The sequence below is a fragment of the Paenibacillus sp. J22P143 genome, from assembly GCF_059692035.1.
The window spans coordinates 1-20,667 of the sequence record NZ_JCAUAQ010000027.1 but is presented as its reverse complement, the minus strand read 5'-3'; the positions used below and the strand labels follow the sequence as shown (position 1 = coordinate 20,667).

The window sequence follows — 20,667 nt, the reverse complement described above, 5'->3', positions numbered from 1 at the left end:
CGTGCTTTATTTAGGAATGATACCTTTAATGCCCTTAACAAACCAAGTCGTGCCCAGGATTTCTTCATCTGTCATCTTTTTACCAGATTCGAAGCGTGTTTTGCCGTCTTGATCCACGATTGGTCCTTGAAACACTTCAAACGTACCATTCAGAATTTCTTCTTTCTTCTTCTCTACTAAAGCTTTAACATCAGCTGGCACATTTTTGCCAAGCGGCGCTATGTCCGTAATACCTTCTTTCATACTGCCGAAGTAAGCCTCGGATTTCCACGTACCGTCCATAACACTTTTCACTGTTTTCACGTAGTACGGGCCCCAGTTCCATTTCGGGTTCGATATGTACGTATCCGGTGCGAATCTGCCCATATCGGAATCATTACCGATGCCCCATACTTTACGCTCAGCAGCCGCTTGAATACTTGCCGGGGAATCTTGGTAAGCCGCCAGTACATCAACGCCTTTATCCAGTAGGGAAATCGCAGCTTGCTTCTCTGTTGCAGGATCGAACCACGTATTACTCCACACTACGGAAACGTCGATATTCGGATTCACACTTTGCGCACCAAGCGTGAAAGCGTTAATGGTATAAATAACCTCTGGGATCGGGAATGCACCGACATAACCCAAGTGATTGTTTTTCGTCATTTTCCCAGCAGCCATACCTACAAGGTAGGCACTTTGGTATTCGCGCCCCATGTAAGTTCCTAGGTTTGGTGCGGTTTTGTAGCCAGTGGCGTGCAGGAATTTCACATTTGGATGCTTCGCCGCTACCGCAACCATCGGGTCCATGTAACCGAAAGAGGTTCCGAAAATAATATCATTCTTCTGAGCCAACTCTTCGAATACCCGCTCTGCGTCAGGGCCCTCTGGGATATTTTCAACTGTCGTTGCTTTAATGCCCAGTTCTTTCTCCAGCATCAAACGGCCTTGATCATGCTCAAATGTCCAACCGCCATCCCCTGGAACGCCGATATAGACAAAGGCAACTCTAGGCAGCTTTTTCTCTGTTGTCGCTGTAGTAGAAGCAGCTGTCGAGGGTGCTGGAGCCGTGCTCGATTCTGTCGTAGTACTCGTCGTGGAGCAGGCGCTAAGAATGACTAGTACAATGGCAGTTAAAGAAAGCAATAATTTTCGCATGGCTTCTACCCCTCTCTTTTTATGGACAATCCGCATTTCTCTACTGCTCTGAAAATCCCCTCATACCCTGTGCACCGGCAAATGTTCCCGCACAGTGCTTTCTCGGCCTCAGCCCTCGTTGGAGCAGGATTCGTTTCCCACAACGCGGTTAAGGTTACAACCATGCCAGCGGTACAATAGCCGCACTGCAATCCCCCCTCCTCTAACATCGCTTGTTGGATCGGATGCAGTTCTTCGCCTGCCGATATTCCCTCTATGGTCGTAATCTCCTTGCCAGAGGCTTGATAGGCCATCAAGAGACAGGAATTGACGGGTTGACCGTCGAGTAGAATCATGCAAGCGCCGCAGCGTCCAATCTCGCAAGAAACCTTGGTACCGGTCAGGAGCAGGTCATCCCGCAATATGGCTGACATCCGTTTGGACGCAGGCATGGAAAGTGACACCCTTTTCCCGTTGATAGAGCAATCGAGCACAAAAGATGTATTAATCACTGGCCTCCACCCCTTCTAACCAATCGATGGATTGCACGATGTTTTCTGGTGATATGGGCAGCTGATTCACCCAAATGCCTGTCGCTTGCCGAACCGCCGCCGTAATCGCAGGGGCTAAGCCGACAGAGCCGATTTCTCCAACCCCGCGAGGTCCAAAAGTATCCCCTTCGGGAAGCTCTTCGATCGCTTCAACTTGAATACGGAGCGGACTATCGCTGAAAGTGGGAACTAAGTACGTATCCAAGTTGTGCCTCAGGTACCGACTATCCTTCATCACCGCATCCTCGGTCAACGTATAGCCCAAGGCCATCACGCTGCCGCCCTCGATTTGTCCCAGGAAGCCCATCGGATTAATGACAGGACCTGCGGCGATGACGTGATCGGTTTGCAGCACTTTGACCCGTCCGGTCAGCATGTTGACTTCCACTTCTACGATGGCAGCTGCATAAGAGTAGAGATAGTGCGCACCGACCCGCCCTTCGGGCGTGGTCGGGTAGTCGAACTCCGTATGCGCGAGGATCGGCGTAGCTGCTGCCGCAGCGGCCTCCGCATACGTGACAACCGGCTTCCCAGATTCATCACCCTTGTGATGAATCCCGCCTGCGCCGGTTGCAAGCTCTGCGGCCGGAACGCCGCAGAGCTGCGAAGCCTGCTCCAGCAGCGCCAGCACGAAGGCTGGCTTCAGCCGCTGGAGCGCGCGCCACATCATCGTGGTGGCGCGTGAGGCCGTGCTCGAACCGCTGCTGGGCACGCGGTCCGTATCGCCGATGACGATGCAGATGTCATCGGCGGCGCAGCCGAAGCAGTCCTGCAGCATCAACGTGAGTGCTGCATACAGCCCTTGGCCGAACTCCTCGAAGCCGAAGGAGGCCTGGATCTTGCCCTCCGGCGTGAGCTCGATGCGGCCGCCGGAATGATCGGGGATGCCGAGGCCGAGCCCGGCGCCGTGCATCACCAGCGCAGCGCCGACGCCTCGGCGCAGCCACGGCTCTTGCTCTTGCTCGCGCGCGCTTCGCCCAGAGCGCTTCGCCCAGAGCGGCGACTCCTGCGCCTTCGCCCACACCTGGGCGGCGCCTTCGGTGGCGACGATCTGCTGGCCCATCGGGCCAGGATCTGCGGGCTGGCGCAGGTTGAGCTTGCGTAGCGCCCACGCGTCCATGCCGAGCTTCTCGGCTAGGCGCTCTATTTGGCTCTCTACCGCGAAAATCACCTGATTGCCGCCAAAGCCCCGAAACTCACCGGATACACCGTTATTCGTGTAGACGCTCTTGCCTTCTACATCGACATGCGGGATCGTATATGGGCCAATCGCATGCTCGGTTGCAAAATTCAACACCTCACAGCCTAGTGTCGCGTACGCCCCTGTATCTGCAAGAATGCGAACCTGATGCGCGATCAGGCGTCCTTCTGCATCGCTTCCCGTCTTCATCGTAATCCGCATCGGATGACGTTTGATCCCCGAGATGACGGATTCACGACGGGAATTGTGTATTTTGATCGGCAGCAGTGTCCTCAACGCCATCAGTGCGCCAAAGGGCTGCACATTAAGCTCATCTTTGCCGCCAAACGAACCGCCAATCGGACTGGATACGACTCTGATTTGCTCCTCGGCTACCCCGAGAATCCGTGCGAGCTGGAACCGATCCTTATAACCGTGCTGGGTTGGCGAGTAAACGGTAAGCCTTCCGTTCGTCTCTGGAATAAAGAGACCGCCTTCCGTTTCCATATACGTGTGCATTTGTCGAGGTGTCAGATAGGTTTCTTCAACGACGTATGCACAAGCTTCAAAGGCTGCGTCAATGTTCTTCGAATCGCCGTGTTGCAAAGTCGTTTGATGCAGCAAATTACCTTCCGGATGAAGCATAATCGTACCCGCTTCCAACGCGGTTTCTGGATCATCTACAAGCGGCAACGGCTCATACACGACCTCGATAAGACTTAGCGCATATTCAGCAATTTCCTCCGTATCTGCAGCCACACAGGCTATGGCATCACCGATATAACGAACGCGGTCATGGCAAAACACCGGTTGATGAGGAAAAGCAATCCCGAATAAGTTCAACCCTGGTACGTCATCAGCTGTTAGGACTGTGCGCACGCCAGGTAATTGTTTAGCTTTACTGGTATCGATGGATAGAATCCAAGCATGCGGATATTGACTCCGCAGTACTTTGCCGTGCAGCATGCTAGGGGCAGTTAGATCGGTGAGATAACGGAGCTCACCAGTCACTTTCTCTTTCCCGTCCGGTCTTATGATCCACTTCTTCGCATTACGATTGAGGAGCATAGGCTCCGCCCCCTTTGCGCCAAGCTTTGTAACACTCCGAAATCATCAGATTCGCTGCCGTCTGTTTACGATAAGCTACCCCGGCATAATCATCCGCCACAGCGTTGAAATCGGCCATTACACCCTTATGGAGAGTTTGCAAAACGGACTTCGAGAACACCTTCCCGACCATTTCCGTTTCCAATTCTGGAAACCTCGTTGGAATCGCAGTGCCTCCACCCGCCGCCAATGCGATATCGGCAATCGTTCCATCCACTTGTAAGGAAAGTCGCCCCGCAACCGTGACGACCGATGGCGTAAACGCCTCTCTTCGACCTACCTTAAGGTAGAACTCATAGCTGATCCCTACTTCTTTCTCATGGCTTCCGTTGTTCTCGGTATTCTCGGTGTTCCCCGCTTCCTCAGCCCCAGTCTCCGTCTGCACGATAATACTAGTCATGATCTCATCATGAGCCCCTTGTGGAGCTGCCAGCCAATCCTTCAACGCAATCGTTCGTTCATTCCGTCCATCTGTGCAACGTATCAGTGCATTCATCACAAGCAATGCGGGGATCAGATCACCCGTACGCGTCATGACATTGCCTCCAATGGAAGCTAAATTACGGATCGACGGCGCTGCAATTTCCGCACATGCCTGCACCAGAAGCCCGCACTTCTGCCCAACCAGCTCGTTTTTCATCAAATCCGCAATGCTAAGGGCAGGGCCAATATGAACTTGCCCCTGGGTATCAACCGTTAATCCCGAGAGTACAAGAATGCGTCCAAGACTAATTAAATGCTGCGGCATCGGTGCGAGCCCATTTTCCCAGCGTGTGCGGAGCCAAGTGCCTCCAGCGACAATGACGGCTGCTTCGCCCCATTTGTGCTTCAATTGGATCGCTTCCTCCACACTGTTTGGCTGCCATACGAAAGGCTGCTGCTCGGGCAACTGATGGATTGGAACTGACATATTCAACCCTCCTCAGAGTTTCTGTGGAAAAACCTGCGAATGATGCATTCTGAGTTTACCGCGAGAAGCCGGCCTGCTGCGTAGTGAAAGTATAGTTGCGCACACCACTTGTTATACATCGTTCCGTTTCGCGGACATCTTACCCGCTACGCACGTACTACTTTCTTCAATTACTCTGATAAATTAGATCTACTATAAACAATATTTGAAATTAACGTCAACTAACTTAACATTATTTTTGTTTTTTTATATAAAAAAATAGCGCATCATTCGTATCAATGCACTCATCAGCTAATTTAACGTTAGTTAAACTCACATATATTGGTGATTATAGATGTTCACTGCCTCTTTATAGCGTTCAACTGTGTCAATATCCATAAATGTCAACGATGCCATCTCGAGGATCTGTCCGCGAAAGGCAGGCAAATGAAACAGTGCTCGCGCTCCCGCATCTCCTTCCAACTCCGCAATAGCTGACCACATTCCACTGCCCAGAATGACAGGCGGCTTCGGTGTTCCCTTATCACCACTTGCAACGAAGTCATAACCAACCTCTTGGTTGAAGGCGGCAATAAGACTCTCCAGCATTGAAACATCAATGAAGGGCTGGTCGGCCAGTATGACCATTGCACTGCCCGCCTCCAGCTCCTCTGCCACCTGAATACCAGCGCGAAGCGAATGTGCCATGCCAAGACTAGCATCCGGGCACACCACTACTTGGCATCTTCCACTCGCGATATGACCGAGAGCCTCTCCCGGCAGCCACGCCAGCGTATCTCCTTCGCGTACAACGACAACCATCTGCTCTAACTCAGAGCAGCGGAGAGCCTGCAACAGCGCAACACTAGCGAGGCTGATACCAGCTGCCAGCTCGAGGGACTGCTTCGCAGTCCCCATACGCCGACTGCTCCCCGCAGCTAAGTAAACACCAACCATCTTTTTCTTCATCGGTTTCACCATGAGCAGAAACTTTGGACATCCCGTCCATGAGCTAAGGGGGATTTCCACGCACCCGCACCGTGTTTACCACGCTTGATCGCAATCAACTCAGCTACAATGCTGATCGCATTCTCGAACGCGCCTTCTGAACCGATGTTTACGCCTATTGGCGCATGCAGCCAGTCAGGTCGCTCGAAGCCATCCAGCATTTTTGCTGTACGTTCCTTAGAGCCCATAATCCCTAGATAATGGAGATTATTGGCCATAACACCTCGGAAGAAGGCTGTATCCTTCTCGAACTGGTGACTCATGATAACGACATAGTCTCGATCGTTCAGCGCAAGCTTTTCAACTAATGTCTCTGGAAAAGCAACCATCGTTTCTACCCCAGGAAACCGCTCTGCGTTACAGAACGATTCACGCCAGTCCGTAACAACGACTCGAAAGCCGCTGCTGGAAGCCATTTGAACCAACGGAAGCGCATCCGGATTCGCACCGAACACGATGACTCTTGGTTTCGGCATAAACCGTGTGTTCGTCACGAAGCTAAACGGCTCTCTCACAGATGACAAGGCGGGAAGCACCTGCTCACCTTCGCCTGAACCCCGCAACTCGTACGTAATACCCGAATATCCATCGGTGTAGGTGCGAATAAGTTCCACAACCTCACCGCGATCTAGTTTACCTTTCAACACCAGCAGGTTAACCAGCAGCTCCCCAGCAAGCGGCTCAAGCAGTATACGAATCAACCCGCCGCACCCGATCGTCTCACCCCAACCGAAGTCATCGGCAGGCCTCATGTCGTATTCAACCATTTGCGGCTTTTGCGATTCCCACACGCCTGGCACATATGCAGCGAGATCCCCTTCCAAGCAGCCTGGAGAAATGCTCCCCACAGTTCTTCCATCTGCCATCAACAGCATGACAGCTCCTTGCTTGCGATAAGCGTGGCCTTCCACATGAATCACTGTCGCTAATACACGCGCTCCCGTATTACTTTCCACAGCTTGCAAAATGTCATAGGCCTCCATCGCTCATCGCTCCTTCTTTTTACAACTACCTTACCCTGATTCTTATCTCATCCGCCTACCAGCCAATCGCCAACCCATCGCCACGCGGATCCGCCGCACCACTCATAAACCCTTGTTCATCAATGACAATGCCCTGCGCCTGCCCCATAATGCCATCCCACGACTTCACGGGCTCCACACGATGTCCCCATTGCTTCAGTCGTGTATATACCTCAGGATCAAGTCGATGCTCAAGCTTCAACGCGTCTCCATCTTCCCCCCATGTACGTCCATATACCCAACGGGGAAGCGAAATGGCCTCCTGAATGGATAGACCATAATCCAGTACCCCCGTGAGTATTGAAAGCTGTGTCTGGGGCTGACCCTCTCCCCCTTGCGTGCCGAACAGCATATATGGCTTTCCTGCCTTACTTACCATGGCGGGCATCAAGGTATGGAACGATCTTTTGCGTGGCTCCAGTACGTTTGCGCATGCAGGATCAAGCGAGAAGAACGAGCCACGATTTTGCATAATAATGCCTGTATCACCAGGTATGTAAGCTGCACCGAAATCGAAATAGAGACTTTGGATAAAAGAAACGGAATTCCCCTCTTCATCCACAACGGCTGCATAGGCTGTATCCTGGCCGATCGCTGGAGACAGATGCTCACTAACCTTCAATGGATTCGCCTGAATCTCATGCCAAAGCTCCTGCGCATACGATTTGGACAACAGCCTTTCGAGCGGTATGTCCCTGAAATGCGGGTCCGTTAAATAACGGTCACGATCTTTGAACGCCTTTTTGATCACTTCCGACATCAGATGATAGAAATTAGCCGATGCTCTAGGCACAGCCGCCATATCAATATGTTCTAACATATTCATCATCATGAGCGCTGTGAACCCTTGCGAGTTCGGTGGCATTTGATAAATTTCATATCCGCGATACGTTGTTGAAAGCAGTTCTACCCACTCGCCTGCGAAACTGCGGAAATCGTCCTCCTCCAGTAGCCCGCCATCTTGCTTAACGCTATTAATAATCGTTTGCATCAACGAGCCCGTGTAAAAAACATCTCGGCCTTCTTGCTGAATCAGTCGCAGCGTTCTTGCCATGTCGGGCTGAATAAGCCGATCGCCTTCCTTCCTGAGCTCACCATCTTGCATATACAAAGCGCTGAGCTGCGCGGAAGCACGAATGAATGGCTCATCCTTGCGCATCCAGAACAGTAGATTGCGAGAGATCGGAAAGCCCTTTTCCGCATAGTGGATCGCAGAATCCAACAGCTTCGCCCACGGAAGCTTGCCATGTTTCTCCCACACCCGCCACCAAGCATCCACCATACCCGGCACCGTGATCGCGCTTAAAATGCCGCGCTGCGGAATCTTATCCATCCCTTGCTCTGTATAAAAATCAGGCGTCGCCTTGGCAGCTGACTTCCCGCTTCCATTAAACCCGGTATAAGCGCCTGTGGCCGCATCATGCATGAGAAAAAAAGCATCTCCGCCGAGCCCCGTCATATGCGGGTAAACGACACCGAGGGTCGCACTAATGGCAATTGCTGCATCGAAGGCGTTACCGCCCTGCTGTAAGATCGCGCTCCCCACGGAACTAGCCAAATAATGCGGCGTAGCAACCATGGCTCGCTCTGCTCGTGGCATGATGTTTAACATGATGATTCCTCCCGTTTATGAGCGTATACCGCTAGCGCAGCTTGCAGCGCCTTCCCTACTGAAATATCCACACCATGCCAATGAAGCGTCGCTTCCAGCGCCCCAAGGACATGAAGCACATTCTTCTGGTTACAGCTAAAACCCATCGTGCCGATGCGCCAAATTTGTCCCTTCAATGGACCGAAGGAGGAAGCGATTTCAATACCGAAGCTGTTCAGCAGCATCGTTCGTACAGCTTCCCCATCGACTGAACCGGGAATGCGTACACAAGTTACTACCGGCAGCTTACACAGGGGATCACCATACAGCGTCAATCCCATCGCTTGCAGCCCAGCGACCAAAGCCTCCTCGTGACGTTTGTGGCGCAGGAAGCGCTCCTCCAGCCCCTCCTGCAGCACGATGCGCAAGCCTTCACGCAGGGCATACAGCATCGTCGTCGCCTCTGTATGATGATTCAGTCGCTTCGGACTCCAATAGTCCTGCAGCTGTCCGAGATCGAAATAATTACTTGCCACGGCTTTAACCGTGGAAACAGGTGAGCCTTTCTCCCGCAGTCCCCGCTCGATTGTTTTGCGGCGAAGCACCTTCGCTTCGACACGATCATTGTACGTAATCGGTGACATGCCCGATGGTACGGATAAACACTTTTGCGTGCCGCCAATCACGGCATCCAACAGCCATTCGTCTGTTTTTACAGGAACACCGCCAATCGTAGCTACGGCATCCACCACCAGAAGTGCATTCACTTTGCGGCAAGCAGCTCCTATCCCATCTAAAGGCTGGATACAACCTGTTGACGTTTCACCGTGAACCATAGCTACAATTGCAGGCTTTTCACGTTCAATTGCTGCAATAATCTCCTCAGGATCAAATACAGATCCCCATTCCTTCTCAATAATCGTCACTTCGGCTCCGCACCGCTCCGCAATCTCTACCAATAAATTTCCAAAGCGTCCGTAAATCGGAACGAGCACTTTATCTCCGGGCTCGATGATGCTTACCAGCACAGCTTCTATACCTGAACGAGAAGTCCCGTCAATGGGAAATGCCCATTGATTACTCGTTTGAAAAACCTCACGAAGCATCTCCATCGTTTCATTCATCAGTTCGGTGAACTCCGGATCAAACTGTCCCAGAATGGGATAGGACATCGCGCGCAACACCCTAGGGTCAACCTCAACGGGTCCCGGGGTCATAATCGTTCGAAGTGAGGGTGATAAATCTTTATAGGTTTTCATCTACTTTTCCCCCGTAGCCGTATTGATATAACACATGAACGAGTGTCTGGAAGCCGACAATGAGATCCTCCGGCTTCGTGAACTCTTTGGGACTATGGCTGATGCCAGCCCGACTTGGAACGAAAATCATGGCAGCCGGACAAATCGACCCGAACAGCTGTGCGTCATGTCCAGCTCCACTTGGCATCCGGATATGCTCGTAGCCATAGTAGTCACAGGCAGCCTCAATTTCTGCCGATATTCCGCTATCCATGGCCACTGGTAAGGCATTTAGATGTTCAACCGTATCTATATGAAGATCTCTTCGTACCGCGATTTCCATGAACTTATCCAGCAATTCCGCACGAAAAGCCTCTATCTTCCGCTCGTCAGTATGTCTAATGTCTAATGTAAATTCCACTTCGCCAGGTACCACGTTCGATGTTCCACGCTTCACTTCTAAGCGTCCTACGGTAGCTACCAAAGGCTCACCCTCCGCAAGTGCCATCTGCTCGGTTAACGCAACCATCTCAGCTACGCCAGCCAATGCATCTTTGCGCATCGTCATCGGGGTCGTCCCTGCATGATTGGGCGTTCCCGTCACATCGACCGTCATTCGAATTTGCCCGACAATGGCCGTCACGACACCGATTTGCTTCTCTTTAAACTCAAGGACTGCGCCTTGCTCGATATGAATTTCAATATAGGCGCCTATATCATCACGCTTCGCTGGGTAGAGCCCACCCTGTGAAGTTTCAAAGCCCGCCTGCTCCATCGCCTCAAGCAATGTTACCCCCTCCGGATCGGCAAGACCGACACCATCAGCTATCGACAACACACCTGTTACATGACCGGAACCCCAATACGCCAATGGAAACCGACTTCCTTCCTCCTCGCAAAAGGAGACCATCTCCAAGGTCCGTTTCGGTGTCCCGTACACGGCCTTCAAATAGCCAAGCGCCATCATGGAGGCGATGACGCCATAGGCTCCATCGTATTTCCCGCCGTTTTTGACGGTATCCATATGCGAACCTGTAAGTATTGGCTTAAGCGTTGGATCCGCCCCTTGTAATTTGCCGTACACATTACCGATTTCATCAAAATCTGCTTTTAGTCCCATGCTCTGCATGTTGTCGATCAGTGCTAACTGCGCTTTGAGCCAGGGCTCCGCATATAAGAGCCGAGTCACGCCGCCTTCTGGATCGGCACCGAAGGTCGCCAGCCACTCCAATGCTAGCAGCATACGCTCTCCATATTGAGCTAGCATTTCTTCCTGTGGGTGCCCTTTCATTTTAGCCATCTAGCTCGCCTCCGATCGCTGCACTGTGACGCAACCAAGCTCCATCTAAATCTGTTCCTACACCCACGCCTCTTTCATACACCTTCACTCCTCGCAGGAAGGTTGCCTTCACGTTGCAGCTGAATGTTTTACCCACATAGGGACTTTGCTTATGGCGATACAGTAAGTCACTCTCTTGCAGCGTGTAGCTCGCTCTCAGATCTACCAAAGCTAGATCCGCGTCAGCACCGATGGCGATCTCCCCTTTGCGGGGATATAACCCGAAGCGCTTCGCCGGCTCTAGTGCCAGCATACGCGCGAGCTCCGTTAGAGGAATCGCTCTACGCAGATGACCTTCGTGCAGCATAAGCTCGAGCGAGCTTTGCGCCCCCGAAATGCCGCCCCATGCTTCGAAGAAATCCCCCTGCTTCATGTGTGTGGGTGAAGGGGAGTGATCCGAAGCGATGATGTCGAACCGCCCTGCCTTCAGCTCTTCCCACAAACGAGCTTGGTCTTCCGCTGTGCGTATAGGAGGCGCACATTTGGCAACAGGTCCGAGTCGTTCAACCTCCACATCCGTTAGCGCCAAATAATGCGGGCACGTTTCGACGGTAACGTCGAGTCCGTCGGTCTTCGCCTGAGTAATGACCTGCACCGCTTCAGCGGAGGAGATATGTACGAAGTGCACCTTACAGCCTGTCTGTTTCGCATAGCCCAATGCGCGGTTCACAGCTTCCACTTCGGCAGCAATCGGCCGTGTTGCTATGAAATCCAAGGCACTGCGTTTACCTGCTTGCACAGCCTCGGCAGCCAGCTTGGAGACGATCTCCTCGCTCTCCGCATGAAGAGCTAGCACCAGACCCAAGCGGGCAATTTCTTTCATGCCGTTAAACAACGTCTCGTCATCCACTTCCGTGAATATGTCTTCTCCCTCTCCACCTGGGCAGGACATGAAGGCTTTGAAGCCAATCACACCAGCCCCCGCAAGCCCCTCCAGCTCGCCGATATTGCCGGGGACAAGTCCGCCCCACAGCGCATAATCTACGTAGGAGTTTCCTTCCGCTGCTCCCACCTTCATCGCTAACGCACTGATCCGAACTGTAGGCGGGACCCCATTGAGCGGCATATCAATATAGGTTGTGCATCCGCCAGCGGCTAGAGAAGCTGAACCTGTAGCGAAGCCTTCCCAATGGCCTAGCGCTGGTTCATTGAAATGAACATGTGCATCGATCATGCCAGGTAGAATCGTTAAGCCTTCTGCCTCATAAACAGGAGTCTGCTCCGAGAACACGAGGTTTTCGCCTAATGCTGCAATTTTGCCGTCCCGTATCCCGATGTCTAGCTGTCGACACTCATCTTGTAGGACCACAGTCCCCTTGCGAACGATAAGATCCCATCGATTCATCCTACGAAACCCTCCCCCGAAGCTCTCTGTTTATTAAGTTGACACTAACCCTCGGACTAACTTCCGCGATAGGTGTTATACCCCCATGGGGCAATTAATAAGGGAACGTGAAAATGGGAAGTGTTATTTGCGACACCGAAACGAATCGGTACCTGATCTAGAAATGCTGGCTCTGGAAGCTCCACACCCTGCCCTCGGAAATAATCCCCCACATGAAAGAGCAATTCATACGTCCCAACTTTAAAATTTTCCCCACTCAGCATCGGCCCTGGCAGTCTGCCATCTGTATTCGTAACGTCAGAGCGAAGCAGCTCTGATACGCCACCTTCCAGCCGAAACAAGTCAATTCTCACACCGACGGCAGGTCGGCCGCTGCTAACATCCAGAACGTGCGATGTGATCCCTACGCTCATAGGCCCTCCAGATCTCGCTTTGTCATCGAAAATCCTTGGAAACCATACGGTGGCCTAGGCTCTGTAAACACTTTGCCTTCACCGACGGAAACTTCCTCAAGAATCGTTTCCCACGTCCGATTGTTGGACTCGAAGCGAATTTCTTTCAGCTGCGGGAAGCGCAGCAAGGAGCGTTGCCCAATGCGATAGATGAGATTTTGGATCGACGGTGAATGCTGCTCATGGAAGACGGTATGCGCAATGTCACGGATTTGCTCAGCGGCTACATAGCGTCCTAGATCCGCATCGAAGGCATCCTCACCTGATTCATATGTCCATGCAATATCTAGAAAAATAAAGAGTGGCCGATCCGACGATTCAGGAAGCGTCGTGTATTCATCACGGACGAAGCCAGCGAAGGAGCTTCCTTTGACTTTGATCAGTTTAAGATTTGCTATGCCAGCGGAGTGGTCTGCGACGACGATTTGATCCCCCGCGCGAACGAGCTCTACAGCAGCAGTTGGTTGTTCATTTTGCGAATAGCGATACACGAGATCCCCTGCTTGAAAGCCTGTTGGACCTGGTACAGGCAGCGTTTCGAATGCCACTTGATCTGCACTCATTTTGATCCCCGTCATCCATGGATACTTCTCTAGGAAGAGCCGGCTCGCGAAAGCCAAAAACCCTTCTGCCGTAGACCCTTCATACTCGCCTGCTTTGCGCAGAATGAAGTTCTTCATCGAATCTGTTGCAACGACGCGCGTATTATCTCCTTCGCTAAAGGATGTCAACAGCTTCTCGCCGCTCACTGCTACTTTGATGTTCATGCCGAACAACACATTATCTCGACCTGTGAAACCCGATTCCGGAATCAGCGTGATATTCGTCAACGGCTTGGCGTAGGAACGATAGACCCAGACATCACCTTTTCCGTAGTACATGATTCTCTCTGCACCCTTTGCTTGTTCCATCGCTTTCTCCTCCGTCTCATTCATCACGATATCCGCCAGGCGAAAACGCCCAATCTTACAAACCTCTTGTAGTGCCGTACGTAGCTCCACTTCCGGTTCTCCCTCGATCCGAAGGCGTAGCGCCTCACGTATCGTGTCTTTGGTCTGTCCCTTCACCGCCATGATAAAAGGGAATTGGAATCGATCGGTGTACTGTATATTTAAAGAAAGAAACTGTTCGTATTCTTCAGGTGTTAACTGGTTCAGACCGACGCCCGACTGTTCCTGAACAGAATGGTCGGTCATTCGCACGCGTGTACCCAGATCGGGATGTGCTCGAAGTAATGCTAGCTGCTCCTCTCGACTAGCTCGTTCCACCTCTTGCTCAAGGGCTCTAATCATATCCACGATTTCGACGAACGGCCGAGATCCTGCAGCCCGCTCAGCCACCCAAGGCGAGTGTTCAAAAAGCGGACCAAAAGCCAGAATGAACGCTTCTAGATTCATTTCATTGACTTGCTTCCGTGAATGCTTCATAGCTTCGTCACCTCGCTTAAAGGCTGAAATTCCACACATGCTTTACCAAGATTTGTTCCATTGTAAATGCGACATCCCTATGGGTCAATTTATATGAAAGAAGTTTGTAATCTTTCATAACATCGTTAACTTTTTTTGTATTTTTGCTAAAAGAGGCAGGCGTTGAGGCTCAATTCCGCTCCGCACTCCCCCCTCTTGTACACATGGGGCTTCTAGCAGTTACTACTTCTGTAAGCGTGTTTTTCATCACTACAGCGGCTGATTCTGTGATTTCACTGTCTGTAGTAATGATTTTCATCACTACACGTGCAGAATGCAGCGTTTTCTGGCTTTACCTACTTCTGTAAGCGTGTTTTTCATCACTACAGCGGCTGATTCCCAGATTTCACTACCTGTAGTGATGATTTTCATCACTACAGGTGCAAACTTGTCATATCCCCAGTGGGACAGCACCTTCTTCATCTCTCCTCGACGGATGGCAGGCCCTATTACCTCCTCCCACAAATCACAAAAGCCACCAGGACAACAAACATCCCCGTGGCTTCCCTCTAATCCCAAAACCCGCTATGCGCAGCAATGGCCGCTTTCACTACCTCAGGAACTGGACCGATCACTTCAATCGGCTTGTTCCCTCGTGCAAAAACCTCACGACAAGGCAGCCTTAACGTCGGATTCTGCTCATCATCTCCTGTCAGCTCTGCAAGCATCGCTTCCGACATGCCAAAGATGACGCGTCCCACGTTGCCCCAATAGATCGCTCCCGCGCACATGGCGCATGGCTCCGTGGACGTGTACAACGTACACTCCCACAGTTCTTCCTTGCTATACCGCTTGGAAGCCACTTCCATCAGCATCGTTTCCGCATGCCCTGTACAGTTCGATTCGGTAATCTCTACATTGCCATGCTCCAGCAGAATCTCTCCTGTCGGCCCCACGAGCAACGAACCGAACGGTGTATTGCCAGCTTCTCTCGCTAGCAGGGACAGCTCTACGCATCTTTTCAAATAAGGAATATGAACCTCAAATTCACTCATGCCATGCCCTCCTTTTTTCGCACCTTATTTCTCCTATTAGCTAAAATCTTTGCTCACGTATATAAGGCACCCCAAGCGCCTCAGGCGCACCTGATGGCTTATTTTTATTCCGCCAACCGAGGAACATCAGCACCAGAATGGTGACGATGTACGGAATCATTTTCAGAAAATAAGAAGGAATATGACTGCCGATCAGCTGCACGCGGAACCCGAGACTATCCAAAACACCGAAGAAATACGCGCACACGAGGGCACGAATTGGATTCCATCTTGCGAAAATAATGAGCGCCACCGCAATCCACCCGCGACCAGAGGTCATCCCCTCATTCCAAGTCGGTGTATACACAAGCAATAAATCTGCCCCGCCAATACCGATTAACATCGAGCCAACGATAATACAGCCGTATCGAATCGCGATCACAGGAATCCCCATCACATCTGCTGTCGCCGGATTATCCCCCACCGCACGGAGATGCAGCCCCCATGAGGTACGATGGATGAACAGATGCATGGCCAGTACCAACACGAAGCTTAACCACGTAAACAAATCCATATGGGCGAAAATTTTGCCAATCACCGGCACAGGCTCCAGCCAAGGCATATCGAGCTTCGGCACCGCACCTACGAGCGGCAGACCGCTTACCGGTTTTCCCAAATAAGCACTAACCCCTGAGCCGAATATCGTCATCGCCAACCCGCAAACGACCTGATTGGCATGCAGCGTCACGCATAGAAACCCATGGAGCAACCCGAGAACCCCGCCCACTGCGAGCACGCACAGTATCGCCAGCACTAAACTTCCTGTATGTATGAAAACGAGGCACGAAGTTACCGCCCCCATTAACATCAAGCCTTCAGCACCTAGCTGCATGATGCCGGATCTTTCGATCAAGATGCCGCCCAATACGACCAAAAGTAACGGTGTACCCGAAGAGATCGCCGAGACAATGATTTGTGTGATCGCATCCATCTCTCTACACCTCCTTTTCAGCTATTGCGACGAATACGGAATTTTCCTGCCATCCCCCCAGCAATGAGGAAAAACAGGATCGCCCCTTGAATCATGGAGGACATGGAAGGCGGGAGTCCTATCGTTTGTACACTATATCCACCGACAATCAGCCCGCCGAAAAGCACAGATGAGATCACGAGCCCGATCGGATTCAGCTTCGCCAACCAAGCCACAATAATGGCCGTATACCCATACCCGGGAGATATCCCATACATCAGTCGGTGCGCCACCCCAGATACTTCCCCCATACCAGCAAGCCCCGCCAATCCGCCGCTAATCACCATCACCACAAGCACATGCCTAGAAATACGAATGCCTGCATTCTTCGCCGCTTCACTATTGGCACCAATCAGTCGCAACTCATAACCCCACCGCGTATATCGAACCACGAAAGCATAGATCAACACTGCGATGATTGCGAAAATAAGACCGTAGTGCAGCCGCGTCGAACCAAAGGTCGGTAACGACTGCGCCACTTTGAACATCGGAGACCCTGGGAAGTTAAAGCCCTTCGGGTCTTTCCAAGGTCCGAACACCACATAGTTCAGCGCAAGCAGCGCCACATAGTTCAGCATCAACGAGGTAATTAATTCGTTAACCTGAAAATAGTTCCGCGGAATCGCCGTCAGTAATCCCCAGAACCCGCCGGCCACGATACCAGCGACCATCATTAATGGCAGCGAGAGATACATAGGCATCGTTGGAAAATACACCGTAATCGCTGTCGCCGCCATGGCCCCCGCCACGAATTGCCCTTCCGCTCCAATGTTCCACACGGAAATGCGGTATGCAATCGAGACGCCAAGCCCGCATAGCAGCAGAGGAATCGCCTTCACTAGCGTTTCCGTCAATCCAAAGGTGGAGCCGAAGGCGCCCTTCACCATTTTGCCGTAAACCATGAAGGGATTCATCCCATTCAGCGCGACAAAAATCCCACAAGCCACTAACGCCAGCGCGATGGCGATGATCGTTACCCACCAAGGACTGTTCGCTCCCGCAGGATCGATCTCTAACCGATACGGCAAGAGGAACTCTCGCTTAGGCACTTTCTTTTTGATCGGAATGCTGCCTGCTGTTCGTTGTTCACTCATCCTGCATCCTCCTCAGATCCCGCCATCAGCATACCGATGTGCTCGCGGCTCGCCGCTTCCCTCGGAATATTCCCCACAATCCGCCCATCGTACATCACCAGAATACGGTCAGCTAGCTGCAGCACCTCATCCAAATCCTCCGAAATCAGCAAAACAGAGCGCCCCTTGCTTCGCAAATCCTCCAACAACCGGTACACACCTTCCGAGGCACCAACGTCCAGTCCCTGTGTCGGATGCACCGCAATCATGAGCTTCGGACCCTGATCAATCTCCCTAGCAAAAAGCAGCTTCTGCTGATTCCCACCCGACATAAACTGAATCGGTGCATCAATCCCTGCGGCTTTCACATCGAACATCTCAATCAGCTTCTGAGACCAACTCCGATTACTCCCTGTCCGCAGTAAACCAAATCGCGATCGTTCCGAGGAACGATACGTTTTGAACAACAGATTATCCACCGAGTCCAAGCTGCCCGCCAGACCACTCCGCATCCGATTCTCAGGCACATGGCCGATCCCAAGCTCAATTGCCGCCCGAACGGAACCATTCCTCATTGCCTTCCCATCAAAATGAACATCCCCCTGCTTCCACATACGCAGTCCCGTCAGCACTTCCGCTAGCTCCTTCTGCCCGTTCCCGGAGATGCCCGCAACACCAACAATCTCGCCTTCATTTACCTGAAAATGAAGCCCATCCAGCACCTTGCGTCCATGGTCCGCATAGACATCAAGCCCCTGGACAGTGAGCATCGGTTTCTCCGTTGCTCTCGTTCTCTGCGGCCCGCGGCTATCCAGACTCTCCTTGCCCACCATCAACTGCGCCAGCTCACGCTCGTTCGTTTCCGATTTCGCCATCGTCGCAATCATCTTGCCCTTGCGCATGACCGAGATATGATCCGCCGCGAACATGACCTCTTTCAGCTTATGCGTCGTCATAATGACCGTTTTGCCTTCCTGCTTCATCCGGTCCAGCGTCTCAAAAAGCTGATCAACCTCTCCCGGCGTCAACACCGACGTTGGCTCATCTAAAATAATAAAATCCGCTCCCCGATAGAGCGTCTTTACAATCTCCACTCGCTGCTGCTCGCCAACGGATAGCTGCCAGATGGGCCGATCCACTGGAAACAGCAGCCCAAAATGCTTCGAAATCGCCTCGATTTCCTCCGATTTCTTCGACAACCAGCCGGGGCCGCGCCAGAAAGATCCAGCTTCCCCAAGCACAATATTCTCCGCCGCCGTCAGGGTTTGCACGAGGCGGAAGTTCTGAAACACCATGCCGATGCCCAGCTTCATCGCGTCCTTCGGCGAGCGAATGCGCACCTTCTCGCCATGAATGTAAATCTCTCCGCTCGTAGGGCGGTAAACGCCGGACAGCATGCACATCATCGTGCTTTTGCCCGCACCATTCTCGCCTAGCAGCGCATGTATTTCCCCAGACCTCGCCTTGAAATCCACCTCATCATTCGCCAGCACCGATCCAAACTGCTTGACGATCTGGACCATCTCGACGGCATCTTTCTCTTGGATATCCATAGGTCCTAGGCCTCCTTGTTCCGTTATACACCCAAATACAGTTAAAACAGCATCTCCCTATGGATTTGCTGTTTCAGGATTCTGATATCGTCGTTCGGTTCACGTCTATCCCTCTTCCCATCACTATACTGTCCGCCTATCTTAGACGTCAATAAACATGACATGAACTTTGGTGACGTAACGAAAAGAGGCGCAAGCTTTGTGCTTAGCGCCAAATAAATGTGAGATTAGATTAGGTTGACAGAAAAATCCCACCATATACAAACCCTGCAACAATAACAAAAGCAGGGTGAATCTTACGCATTTGAATCAAATAAAAAGCCACCGCCGCGATCCCAAAAAACTGCAAATACCCGATCGCTTTCGTCGACTCCACCAAGCTGCTCCACGTAACCAGCACCATCATGATCGCTATAACCGGCTGCACCAGTAGCGTCATGCCTTTAATCACAGGAGATTGCTTATATTTCTGCAATATGTTCAGCAAAATGATCAGCGCAACAATGGACGGGATGACCGTTGCCGCCACGGCAATAAGGACACCGACCCATCCGCCGATTTGGTAGCCGACATAAGCGGCGATCTTGGTCGCAATCGGTCCGGGCAATGCGTTCCCCAGCGCCAACATATTCGAGAACTCACTGCTGTTCATCCAGCTGTGATTCGTGACGATCTCTTGAAACATCAGCGGAATGGACGAGGGCCCACCGCCATAACCAAACACATTGGCAAGAAAGAAACTAACGAATAAATGCCACCAATCCATCATACGCCTTCACCTTTACCAAGCGTCTTCTTGCTCTTCGTCCACTTGTCCTTTAGCTTGTGATGGAAAGCTCCGTATAATAGAAACATGAATATCACGATAGCTGGATGCACCGACAAAGGTTGTAGTAACATGAACGCTATGATGAAAAAGGTTACCCCCGCCGGCCAGCCTAGTCCTTTGATCGCCTTTTCGCCGAACTCATACGCCATCACGCCTAACATGACCGCGACAATCGGCACAACCGCTGCAATCATCCCCTTGATCACATGCGACGAACTAAAAAACGAAATAAACGAATACAACCCTACCATCGCCACACAAGTGGGCAAAATATGAGCCAAAAGCCCAATCAACGCCCCCCAACTCCCTTTGAGCCGATACCCCAAATAACCCGCTAGCTTCGTCGCAATCGGTCCCGGCAGCGTATTCGCAATCGCGAGCACCTCCATGAACTCCTCATCCTTCATCCACTTAAAACGCGTTACCGCTTCATACCGAATTAATGGCACAATCGACGGCCCACCGCCATACCCCAAAATCCCCGTTCGAAACATTGCCGTTCCTATCTGAACATAGGCGTTCTCCACTATGTATCACTCCCATTCCATTGTTGTCTCACCCTAAGAAGCAACTAAGCTTTATTGTATTATAAAATGAAGCCGTTATTAGAATTCTTCATATATTTTTGTGAAAATGACAAATTTTTTTAGAAATCTTGGGACTTGGCTTGAAGTCTCACTCAGCCCCATTGACTACTCCTATACCTATCAAGTCAATTAACTACAACAAAAAAGAGTCTTACCTGGATTACTCCAAGTAAGACTCTTTCATAGCTAAGAGACTTTTGGCTCCGCCAAAAGATCCCTATGTTGCTTGGCAACGTTCTACTCTCCCAGAACCCTGCGGTTCAAGTACCATCGACGCTGGAGGGCTTAACGGTCGTGTTCGAGATGGGAACGTGTGG

At 51.7% G+C, this 20,667-nt stretch carries 19 protein-coding genes and 1 rRNA gene; all 20 read right to left on the bottom strand.

The annotated features are described in order from the left end of the window. Positions 1-6: 6 nt before the first annotated feature. Positions 7-1,137, bottom strand: a complete 1,131-nt coding sequence (locus AC58PQ_RS24745; RefSeq protein ID WP_497246359.1) for a BMP family ABC transporter substrate-binding protein — start codon at positions 1,135-1,137, stop codon at positions 7-9. A gap of 5 nt (positions 1,138-1,142) precedes the next feature. After that, positions 1,143-1,628, bottom strand: coding sequence for a (2Fe-2S)-binding protein (locus AC58PQ_RS24740; RefSeq protein WP_497246357.1), 486 nt, complete (start codon positions 1,626-1,628; stop codon positions 1,143-1,145). Then, positions 1,621-3,915: a xanthine dehydrogenase subunit D gene (gene pucD / locus AC58PQ_RS24735; RefSeq protein ID WP_497246355.1), complete on the bottom strand. Its 2,295-nt coding sequence runs from the start codon at positions 3,913-3,915 to the stop codon at positions 1,621-1,623. The genes AC58PQ_RS24740 and pucD overlap by 8 nt, the downstream gene beginning before the upstream one ends. Further along, on the bottom strand, positions 3,899-4,864 hold the full coding sequence (locus AC58PQ_RS24730; RefSeq protein WP_497246353.1) for an FAD binding domain-containing protein: 966 nt from the start codon (positions 4,862-4,864) through the stop codon (positions 3,899-3,901). The genes pucD and AC58PQ_RS24730 overlap by 17 nt, the downstream gene beginning before the upstream one ends. A 312-nt stretch (positions 4,865-5,176) precedes the next feature. Further along, positions 5,177-5,812 carry a nucleotidyltransferase family protein gene (locus AC58PQ_RS24725; RefSeq protein ID WP_497246351.1) on the bottom strand — a complete coding sequence of 212 codons (636 nt, stop codon included), beginning with the start codon at positions 5,810-5,812 and terminating at the stop codon, positions 5,177-5,179. A gap of 5 nt (positions 5,813-5,817) precedes the next feature. Further along, a complete protein-coding gene (locus AC58PQ_RS24720) occupies positions 5,818-6,834 on the bottom strand; it encodes an XdhC family protein (RefSeq protein ID WP_497246349.1) in 1,017 nt (338 codons plus the stop codon). A 55-nt stretch (positions 6,835-6,889) separates the two neighbouring features. Then, positions 6,890-8,485, bottom strand: coding sequence for a gamma-glutamyltransferase (gene ggt / locus AC58PQ_RS24715; protein WP_497246347.1), 1,596 nt, complete (start codon positions 8,483-8,485; stop codon positions 6,890-6,892). After that, on the bottom strand, positions 8,479-9,723 hold the full coding sequence (locus AC58PQ_RS24710) for a pyridoxal-phosphate-dependent aminotransferase family protein (RefSeq protein WP_497246345.1): 1,245 nt from the start codon (positions 9,721-9,723) through the stop codon (positions 8,479-8,481). Before AC58PQ_RS24710 ends, ggt begins: the two co-directional genes overlap by 7 nt. Beyond that, positions 9,710-11,002, bottom strand: a complete 1,293-nt coding sequence (locus AC58PQ_RS24705) for a Zn-dependent hydrolase (protein ID WP_497246343.1) — start codon at positions 11,000-11,002, stop codon at positions 9,710-9,712. Before AC58PQ_RS24705 ends, AC58PQ_RS24710 begins: the two co-directional genes overlap by 14 nt. Then, a complete protein-coding gene (locus AC58PQ_RS24700) occupies positions 10,995-12,386 on the bottom strand; it encodes an allantoinase (protein ID WP_497246341.1) in 1,392 nt (463 codons plus the stop codon). The genes AC58PQ_RS24705 and AC58PQ_RS24700 overlap by 8 nt, the downstream gene beginning before the upstream one ends. Positions 12,387-12,442: 56 nt before the next feature. Continuing rightward, positions 12,443-12,799: a hydroxyisourate hydrolase gene (gene uraH, locus AC58PQ_RS24695; RefSeq protein WP_497246339.1), complete on the bottom strand. Its 357-nt coding sequence runs from the start codon at positions 12,797-12,799 to the stop codon at positions 12,443-12,445. Continuing rightward, entirely contained in the window at positions 12,796-14,265 is a 1,470-nt protein-coding gene (gene pucL / locus AC58PQ_RS24690; RefSeq protein WP_497246337.1) for a factor-independent urate hydroxylase, read from the bottom strand. Before pucL ends, uraH begins: the two co-directional genes overlap by 4 nt. Positions 14,266-14,565: 300 nt before the next feature. Next, positions 14,566-14,718, bottom strand: a complete 153-nt coding sequence (locus tag AC58PQ_RS24685) for a hypothetical protein (protein ID WP_497246335.1) — start codon at positions 14,716-14,718, stop codon at positions 14,566-14,568. Between the two features lie 95 nt (positions 14,719-14,813). Continuing rightward, positions 14,814-15,299: a nucleoside deaminase gene (locus tag AC58PQ_RS24680; protein WP_497246333.1), complete on the bottom strand. Its 486-nt coding sequence runs from the start codon at positions 15,297-15,299 to the stop codon at positions 14,814-14,816. 40 nt (positions 15,300-15,339) lie between these two features. Then, positions 15,340-16,269, bottom strand: a complete 930-nt coding sequence (locus tag AC58PQ_RS24675; RefSeq protein WP_497246331.1) for an ABC transporter permease — start codon at positions 16,267-16,269, stop codon at positions 15,340-15,342. Positions 16,270-16,286: 17 nt separating this feature from the next. After that, positions 16,287-17,402, bottom strand: a complete 1,116-nt coding sequence (locus AC58PQ_RS24670) for an ABC transporter permease (protein WP_497246329.1) — start codon at positions 17,400-17,402, stop codon at positions 16,287-16,289. Further along, positions 17,399-18,934 (bottom strand): ABC transporter ATP-binding protein, encoded by a 1,536-nt coding sequence (locus AC58PQ_RS24665; protein WP_497246327.1) that lies wholly within the window; start codon positions 18,932-18,934, stop codon positions 17,399-17,401. The genes AC58PQ_RS24670 and AC58PQ_RS24665 overlap by 4 nt, the downstream gene beginning before the upstream one ends. A gap of 232 nt (positions 18,935-19,166) precedes the next feature. Continuing rightward, complete coding sequence (chrA, locus tag AC58PQ_RS24660) at positions 19,167-19,703, bottom strand: chromate efflux transporter ChrA (protein WP_497246325.1); 537 nt, start codon at positions 19,701-19,703, stop codon at positions 19,167-19,169. Then, positions 19,700-20,290 carry a chromate efflux transporter ChrB gene (chrB, locus tag AC58PQ_RS24655; RefSeq protein WP_497246323.1) on the bottom strand — a complete coding sequence of 197 codons (591 nt, stop codon included), beginning with the start codon at positions 20,288-20,290 and terminating at the stop codon, positions 19,700-19,702. The genes chrA and chrB overlap by 4 nt, the downstream gene beginning before the upstream one ends. Before the next feature lie 284 nt (positions 20,291-20,574). Beyond that, positions 20,575-20,667: ribosomal RNA gene (rrf, locus tag AC58PQ_RS24650) — 5S ribosomal RNA — on the bottom strand; the annotation flags it as partial.